Origin of the sequence: Nitrosomonas sp. Nm51, from assembly GCF_900111165.1 — a bacterium.
Taxonomy (GTDB): Bacteria; Pseudomonadota; Gammaproteobacteria; order Burkholderiales; family Nitrosomonadaceae; genus Nitrosomonas.
In genome coordinates, this window is sequence record NZ_FOGH01000035.1 from 20,621 (window position 1) to 27,875 (window position 7,255).

General features: G+C 47.0%; 9 protein-coding genes. 5 read left to right on the plus strand and 4 right to left on the minus strand.

What is annotated here, in order from left to right; genetic code table 11:
- Positions 1–199: 199 nt before the first annotated feature.
- Entirely contained in the window at positions 200–1,981 is a 1,782-nt protein-coding gene (locus BMY60_RS10945; protein WP_090333602.1) for an SLC13 family permease, read from the minus strand.
- A 342-nt stretch (positions 1,982–2,323) separates the two neighbouring features.
- Between BMY60_RS10945 and BMY60_RS10950 the strand changes: the two genes are divergently transcribed.
- The gene (locus BMY60_RS10950) at positions 2,324–2,533 is read left to right on the plus strand and encodes a hypothetical protein (protein WP_090333603.1); all 210 of its coding nucleotides are present in this window, start codon (positions 2,324–2,326) and stop codon (positions 2,531–2,533) included.
- Positions 2,534–2,724: 191 nt separating this feature from the next.
- On the opposite strand, the gene BMY60_RS10955 is transcribed toward BMY60_RS10950, so the two are convergent.
- On the minus strand, positions 2,725–3,081 hold the full coding sequence (locus tag BMY60_RS10955) for a dihydroneopterin aldolase (RefSeq protein ID WP_090333605.1): 357 nt from the start codon (positions 3,079–3,081) through the stop codon (positions 2,725–2,727).
- Positions 3,082–3,275: 194 nt separating this feature from the next.
- On the opposite strand from BMY60_RS10955, the gene plsY reads away from it, so the two are divergent.
- The gene (gene plsY, locus BMY60_RS10960) at positions 3,276–3,887 is read left to right on the plus strand and encodes a glycerol-3-phosphate 1-O-acyltransferase PlsY (protein ID WP_090333607.1); all 612 of its coding nucleotides are present in this window, start codon (positions 3,276–3,278) and stop codon (positions 3,885–3,887) included.
- 59 nt (positions 3,888–3,946) lie between these two features.
- Here the strand turns inward: plsY and BMY60_RS10965 are convergent, their stop codons facing one another.
- Complete coding sequence (locus tag BMY60_RS10965) at positions 3,947–5,155, minus strand: iron-containing alcohol dehydrogenase (protein ID WP_090333609.1); 1,209 nt, start codon at positions 5,153–5,155, stop codon at positions 3,947–3,949.
- A complete protein-coding gene (locus BMY60_RS10970) occupies positions 5,155–5,457 on the minus strand; it encodes an antibiotic biosynthesis monooxygenase (RefSeq protein WP_090333611.1) in 303 nt (100 codons plus the stop codon). The genes BMY60_RS10965 and BMY60_RS10970 overlap by 1 nt, the downstream gene beginning before the upstream one ends.
- Positions 5,458–5,839: 382 nt before the next feature.
- Between BMY60_RS10970 and folX the strand changes: the two genes are divergently transcribed.
- From folX to BMY60_RS10985, 3 genes are all read left to right on the plus strand, one after another.
- Positions 5,840–6,211, plus strand: a complete 372-nt coding sequence (gene folX, locus BMY60_RS10975; protein WP_090333612.1) for a dihydroneopterin triphosphate 2'-epimerase — start codon at positions 5,840–5,842, stop codon at positions 6,209–6,211.
- 3 nt (positions 6,212–6,214) lie between these two features.
- Positions 6,215–6,613 carry a 2-amino-4-hydroxy-6-hydroxymethyldihydropteridine diphosphokinase gene (gene folK / locus BMY60_RS10980; protein WP_090333613.1) on the plus strand — a complete coding sequence of 133 codons (399 nt, stop codon included), beginning with the start codon at positions 6,215–6,217 and terminating at the stop codon, positions 6,611–6,613.
- A gap of 480 nt (positions 6,614–7,093) precedes the next feature.
- On the plus strand, positions 7,094–7,255 hold a 162-nt coding region (locus BMY60_RS10985), incomplete at its 3' end, for a transposase family protein (protein ID WP_143057391.1).

A 7,255-nucleotide genomic window follows, 5' to 3' on the forward strand; every position in this document is an offset into this window, starting at 1 on the left:
TGGAAAGAGTTACTCCCTTTTCAAATACTGTAACACAGTTGCATAACACCACGGTAACGCCCTGCGGGTGAGCCCGGCAATATCATATTGATAGAGTGCTAGTCTGGAAATTCGATTAAAGCATGATACGAACGAAGCGTTCAAGAAGCTTAGGAGTCATTCAGCATGATTATCCGCTGTTTGCTGCACTAAAAACAGTTTACTTCGCAAGCGTCAGCGGCCAGCCAATCAACAGAACCGTGATAGTAACCACTGCGGTCAGCACATTCATCGGGAGTCCGGCTTTCAGAAAATCCGTAAACCGGTATCCGCCCGGCCCATAGACCATCAGGTTAGTCTGGTATCCCAGGGGGGTTGCGAAGCTCGCCGATGCGGCCATCATGATAGCCAGCACAAACGGCACATGATTTAAATCGGCCTTTTCGGTGATCTCCAGTACGATTGGCAGCATCAGCAATGCCGCGGCATTATTGGTGATTACCTCAGTCAACAGGGAAACCGTCAAATAAGTCAGTATCAATAGCAGCCAGGGCATACCGTCACTTAGGTCGACAATATTTTCAGCGATAAATGCGGCGACACCGGTTTTTTGCAACGCCATGCCCAGCGCGAAAGAGGCTGCAATCGTGATGATAACCGTCAAGTCAAGACTTTTTTCCGCCTGGCTCGCAGAGCAGCAACCTGTGATAATCATCAGTCCCGCGCCGATTAACGACGCGTTGAGCATACTGACAATTTCAAAGCCTGCTGCGGCAATCAAGCCCATCAGTATCGTCCAGGCAAGATAGGCGCGTTCATGACGCGGTGGTTCCGTATTCAAATCGTTAATCAGCAGAAAATCCTTGTTGTAGCGCTGGCGGCTGACAAAGGCCGGCCTTGCTTCGAGCAGCAGGGTATCGCCCGCCTGCAATTTGATGGTACCCAGGTTTCCCTTAATTCGCTCACCATTACGCGCAACCGCCAGCACAACCGCGCCATATTGCGATCTGAACCGCGTATCACGAATGGCGCGCCCGATTGCGGCACAATGGGGCGACACGACGGCTTCCACCAATCGCCTTTCGCCCCGCTCCGCCTTCAATGATTGTATTTGTTCCCCATCCATCGACGGCACAATACCATTGATACGCAGCAAGTCTGAGATCGCATCAGTATCCCCGGCAAAAACCAGTCTGTCTCCACCTTGCAACGTCTCTTCGGACGAAACAGCGGTAATCACAGTACCGTTACGGACAATTTCCACCAGATAGACACGTTGCAAATGCCTTAAACCGGCTTTTACAATCGTTTTGCCGGCGAGCGGACCCTGATGCGCCACGGAAACTTCGAGGGTAAATTCGCGCAAATTTGAAAATACCTCGTTCTGGGTCCGGTCAGGCAGCAATCTCGGAAACCACAGCCACATCAGTAAAAAGCCAGAAAGCGCGACCGGCAAACCAACAGCAGTTATCGAAAACAGCGAAAAGCCGGCTTCACCGGTCAATATCTGATACTGACCATTGACGATTAAATTGGTGCTGGAACCTATCAGCGTCAATGTCCCGCCCAGCATAGCCGTATAGCTCAAAGGAATCATTAGCTTGGATGAAGCGATACCAATTCTGCGCGACCAGGCATAGATTGCCGGAATCATGGTAGCAACAACAGGCGTATTATTTAAGAAACCGCTCAATGACACTACAGGAAAGAAAATTCTGGATAGTGCTGCGCGCGTTGTGCTTGGCCGCCCTAGTATACGGCTGATCAGCAAATCAATCGCGCCCGAAGCATGCATGCCGGCAGCGACAACAAACATCGCCGCCACTGTGATTAATCCAGAATTACTGAATCCGAGCAGCGCCTCTTCACTGGTTAAAATACCGGATACACTTAAAACCGTCAGCGCTGCAATCATAACCAGGTGAGGGCCAATACGTGTAAATATCAGCGTCAATAACACCACCACACACAACCCAAGCGCAAACCAGCCTTGCCACTCCATTATATTGGGATCCTGAAAATAAACCCGACGCGTAATATACAGCAGCCATTAATATAATTGGAAATAATAAATGATGATTAGTATATACTTAGCGGTTATTAGCAATATGCCCAGGATATCTCGTTTCAACGATGTAAACTTTCGCCTGTCGGCATGATTTTAAAAGGCCTGTGTAATTTAGACGAATTGATGGTATGCTTTTACGTATGCTTATATAATATAAAAAACAATGTTTAGATAGCTGTTATTGTCATGTATGCAGTACAGCCTGTTAACTGAGCCTCTAAAGAAATTTTTCAGTTTCTCCCATTAGATGCTCAATCTTTTTAGTAATAATGCGATATGAAAAATTTATTCGTTAGCCTGATGCTTTATGGACTGGCGCTTGTTCTTTATAACCACCTGCTCAATGAAAATTATGACGGGATTAACAGCATTCATCCCGCCGCCAACTGGAATTATAAGGAAAAGCTGGCTGCATATGTCGATCGCGAAAGACCACTTCGTCAGCCCGCTTTACCCGAAGACCAAGAGCGCAGCGTAAACCGCTGAGTTTATCAGTTTTTCATCGCCCAGTTAATCAAATACTTGATTACTAATTTGCATTTCACTTAACTGGTAGCGGCGAAGTCATCGTTACTCAGCGTACGCGGTACCACGTACTGCTGTTGTAAAATTCAGCAATACCGAATCGGTACGCTCCGCGTCAACCCCAACCCCAACCATTTATTTTCCTTTGTTAGTCATTTTTTGACGCCACGCTCTATGCAAATGCCTATCTTTTCGACACCACGAATGATTCCCAGTTTTGCAGCACTGACTTTTACCCAGGGCGATTTAAATTTTTTCATAATGGTCCGGGCTATATGCTCAGCTAGTGCTTCGAGTAGAAAAAAATGGTGCTTCTCAAGAATTTCGTGAATGCTGTGAACGACTTGCGCATAATCGACAGCATCATCGATGCAATCGGTTTTTCCAGCGTGCTTATTAGGCAAGGCGATTTCAAGATCGAGCTGAATCGTCTGGGCAACCTTGCGCTCCCAAGGATAAATGCCGATCCGCGTTTTGGCCCGAAAATTATGTAGAAAGATAATATCCATAATTGAATAAAAATGAAACGTTTAGAGATGTCAATTAGTGAACTGTTGCTGCTGGCGCCATTTCAAGGGCAACATAGATAATTCACTGATTGTTAATACCTCCTTGACACGATATAACAACCGCATTCTTTCATTGAATTTTATATAATATATCCGCATACAGGCATGCAGTTTTCTGGAGTAACGCGAATTCGATGACATTAATGGTTTTTATTTTCGCCGCTTATCTGATCGGCTCCATTCCATTTGCACTGATTTCCAGCTGGATTTTCCGGTTACCTGATCCGCGCACTTACGGTTCTAAAAACCCCGGAGCAACCAACGTCTTGCGCAGCGGCAAAAAAACGGCCGCAATATTAACGTTGGTGGGCGATGCCGGTAAAGGCTGGCTGGCAATTATTCTGGCGCAATTACTGGCTTCCGTCTGGAACATCGGTAACGAAGCTGTCGCCGCCACCGCGCTGGCCGTTTTTCTCGGGCATGTATTTCCGGTATTTTCAGGCTTTCAGGGTGGCAAAGGTGTAGCCACGGCGGTCGGTGTATTGCTCGGTTTGAATCCGTTGCTTGGTCTGCTTGCGACCGTAACCTGGTTAACGGTCGCTTGCATTACCCGCTATTCATCATTGTCGGCAATAGTCGCTGCCACTTTGGCTCCCGTTTATGCATACGTTATTTTCGAGTATTCACTTTATACGCTCGCTGTGCTTTTGATCGCACTCATGTTAATCTGGCGCCACCAGGCAAACATCACAAACCTGATCAACGGCAGAGAAAGCCGTATCGGCCAAAAAAAAACATCCTCCTGAGTCAATTTTCGATATCGGCATATACGCCAAAAATATTTGGCACAAGTTGGTCGCTTTGGTCATAAACGCGACAACAATAGCTGCCTGATTTCCGCATCCTGCAGCACGATGGGATTGGTTTTCATGCTGCTGCCCCGCGAGTTGGCCACAATCTTATCCAATACCGCAGCATCAATACCGTAATCTGACAAGCAAGGCAAACTCAGGTTTTGCGTCCATTCCGTCAGCAGCTGTGTCAATGCCATGTGCGCCACTTTTTCATCATGAAACTGTTGTTGACAAAGTATCTCGGCCGCATAGGCATATTTTGCCAGCGCCTTGTTGTCAGGCTCCCTGCTCTGCATGCTTTTAATATTGGTTTCTGTTGCCGCGGCCACTAATGTGCCGCATACAACACCATGCGGAATTGGATAAAAAGCGCCCAGAGGTGACGCTACCCCATGTACCGATCCCAACCCCACCTGCGCCAGCGTAATTCCAGAAAGCAGCGCGGCATAGGCCATTTTTTCGCGATATATACCAGTTCTCTCGCTAGTTTGCGCGTTGGCGTCAACGCTTGATTGATACAGCGGAATCAGTGCATCGCGGACAGCCTGCAAACCACTGATCGCAAGTGCATCGGTAAAGGCACCGGCCTTTGTCGACACATAAGATTCCAGCAGCTGCGTCAGGGCATCCATACCATTGGCAGCAACAACTTCAGGTGGACAGTTACGCAATAACTCCGGATCAACAATCGCGTACTCTGCCACCAGTTTCTCATGACGGAAAGATTTTTTAAAACCGTGTTCACCTTGCACACTTAATACAGCGTTTTTGGTCGCCTCGCTACCGGTACCAGCAGTTGTCGGTACCGCAATTAGCGGTACCGCCGGCCCTTCATACGGCAACTCCGACCCGACGCCTTCCAGATAATCCATTATCGGGCGCTGCAGTTTTAACAGACCGGCGATCGCTTTTGCTGCATCCAGCGCACTACCGCCGCCGATACCCGCAACCACATCAAAGCCACTGCCGGCAAATTCCCTGACCGCGTCATCGACCAGAGCCGGAGAAGGTTCTCCAGCAACCTTGCACTGTGAATAACGTATTGCCCGGCTATTTAATGTTTGAATGAACGATTGCCAGCCCGGCAGATTCTGATAGGAATGCGCGCCAGTTACCAGCAACACTTTTGCACCGTAGCTGGCAATAACATCCGGCACTCGATTTATCGCTCCCGCACCAAATTCGATGCGCGGCAGTCTCGCTACGGAAAATTCAAACATCAGCTGCAAACTGCCGGATACAATCCATGGTATACAATGCCCTGGCGCGGTGCAGCCATCCAGTCGACCACCACCTCACGCCAGGCCTGGTAATGCCGGGTTTCTTTGTGAGCGGCAGCATCCTGCTGTGTTCTATAGGCTTCATACAGCACGAACTGTGTCGGCTTTTCTGCTGATTGCAAAATGTCAAAGCGCAGATTGCCTGGCTCCCGAACAGAGCCTTCGTGATTTAAACGGCAGGCTTCCTTAAACGCCTCCACATGCTCGGGTTTAACCCAAACATGCACAATGGTCACATACATGGTCCTTTCTCCCTGTGTAAATTTACTCCTCTAGCACTCTATCCATATAACATTGCCGGGTTCAGTGCGCTTGTCAGTATACATGGCAAGGCGCAATGCAGACCATGGCGCTGGCAAGCGCACCCACAGGGCGTTACCATGGTGTCCTGCAACTGCGTTACAGTACTTGAAAAGGGAACAATCCTTCCCTGCGTATCGCGCCTTGCTGCATAACACCATGGTAGCGCTGTACCTGGCAAATCATATGGATAGAGTACTAACAAACAAAGCATACCATCAATTCTTGTCGTTGCAGGAAACCTTGAGCTATAGTAATAATAACGAAAAACCAAGAATAATTTATCATATCGCTTTCCCATAAACTGGAAAGCTTTCAGTCAAAATGGCTATTATCCGAATTAAAAACCTGCTGCTGCGAACCTATATTGGTTTCAACGAGGAAGAAATCAACAAGCTGCAGGATGTTATTATCAATGCGACAATTGAGGTGGATCTGAATCAAGCCATTGTGCATGATTCGGTCGATCATTCCTATAATTACAAAACTGTCACCAAGAATATCATTGCTTTGGTACAGGCGCACCAATTCAAAATGCTGGAAAAATTAACGCAGTCGATTCTCGATGAAATCATGAAAAACAAAAACGTGCGCTTTGCCAGAGTGGAAGTCGACAAACCGCATGCACTGCGTTTTGCCGAATCGGTCTCGGTTGAACTTGAAACCAGGCGGGACAGACCCGCAGAAATCAGTTAGATCATGCCAAACGATACAAATGAGTGCATCATTGGCATCGGATCCAATATCAATCCCGAGAAGCATATTGAATCGGCACTTGCCATACTGCGCCAGGAAGTTATTGTCAACAGTATTTCCGCATGGATTAAAACAACACCTATCGGCATCACCAGCCAGAACGACTTTATCAATGGCGCCATTAAGGTACAAACTCCACTATCCCGCCAGGCATTCAAAACCTACCTAAAGCAACTTGAAAACAGACTCGGCAGAGACCGCACACTGCCTAAATTTGGTCCAAGGGTGATTGATCTTGATATTATTGTCTGGAATAACGAAATTGTTGACGAAGATTACTACGCCAGAGATTTTGTCAGAAGTTCTGTCAACGAACTGTTAACGACACCCAATACTGATTAGCCGGATGTTCAATCTTGCATTATGGTCGAATTATTCCAAAAAAAATGACAAAACGCGTCATGGCGCCATTTTAGGGATAATCGATAACATCATATGGCAATAGTTGGAACAGCATTCAGACAAAAATTAGCGGCGTTCCGCCATTACCTGATCTACCGGCGCCAGCCGGTATTTGAGAACAACTATGACCAAACGGTTACAGTATTATTACTATGAAAGAACATAGCCTAAAGACAATAACACCCCTTACCCCGAAAAATCAGGGGCTACGAATGGTGATAAAAAAAGTACTGCAACGTTACGATGCACATTTGCTGCCGAAGCGACGAAATTGCCTGTAGTCCGGTTGGAAAACGGCATTTTTACTATGCGTGCTCTATGGCGACAATTTGGGGTGCAAGTTGGTCCAGGGCAATCGGGCTTAAAAATACTTGAAAATAGAAATTAGTTGAGGTATTAGGTTTATCATTTTGATTTCAAATGATAGACAAACCAACGGCAACGCCTTCAATCATTCATCATTTTTCAAGTATAAAAGACCCAAGAGTGGATAGGCAAAAGAAACATCAGCTCCAGGATATATTTTTTATCACTCTTTGTTCAGTTATTTGTGGAGCGGACAATTGGGTGGCTATTGAGGAA

Excerpts from the sequence above, each read along its gene's own strand:
- BMY60_RS10945 (WP_090333602.1), bottom strand. The coding sequence starts at position 1,981 with ATGGAGTGGCAAGGCTGGTTTGCGCTTGGGTTGTGTGTGGTGGTGTTA.
- BMY60_RS10950 (WP_090333603.1), top strand. The coding sequence starts at position 2,324 with ATGAAAAATTTATTCGTTAGCCTGATGCTTTATGGACTGGCGCTTGTT.
- BMY60_RS10955 (WP_090333605.1), bottom strand. The coding sequence starts at position 3,081 with ATGGATATTATCTTTCTACATAATTTTCGGGCCAAAACGCGGATCGGC.
- plsY (WP_090333607.1), top strand. The coding sequence starts at position 3,276 with ATGACATTAATGGTTTTTATTTTCGCCGCTTATCTGATCGGCTCCATT.
- BMY60_RS10965 (WP_090333609.1), bottom strand. The coding sequence starts at position 5,155 with ATGTTTGAATTTTCCGTAGCGAGACTGCCGCGCATCGAATTTGGTGCG.
- BMY60_RS10970 (WP_090333611.1), bottom strand. The coding sequence starts at position 5,457 with ATGTATGTGACCATTGTGCATGTTTGGGTTAAACCCGAGCATGTGGAG.
- folX (WP_090333612.1), top strand. The coding sequence starts at position 5,840 with ATGGCTATTATCCGAATTAAAAACCTGCTGCTGCGAACCTATATTGGT.
- folK (WP_090333613.1), top strand. The coding sequence starts at position 6,215 with ATGCCAAACGATACAAATGAGTGCATCATTGGCATCGGATCCAATATC.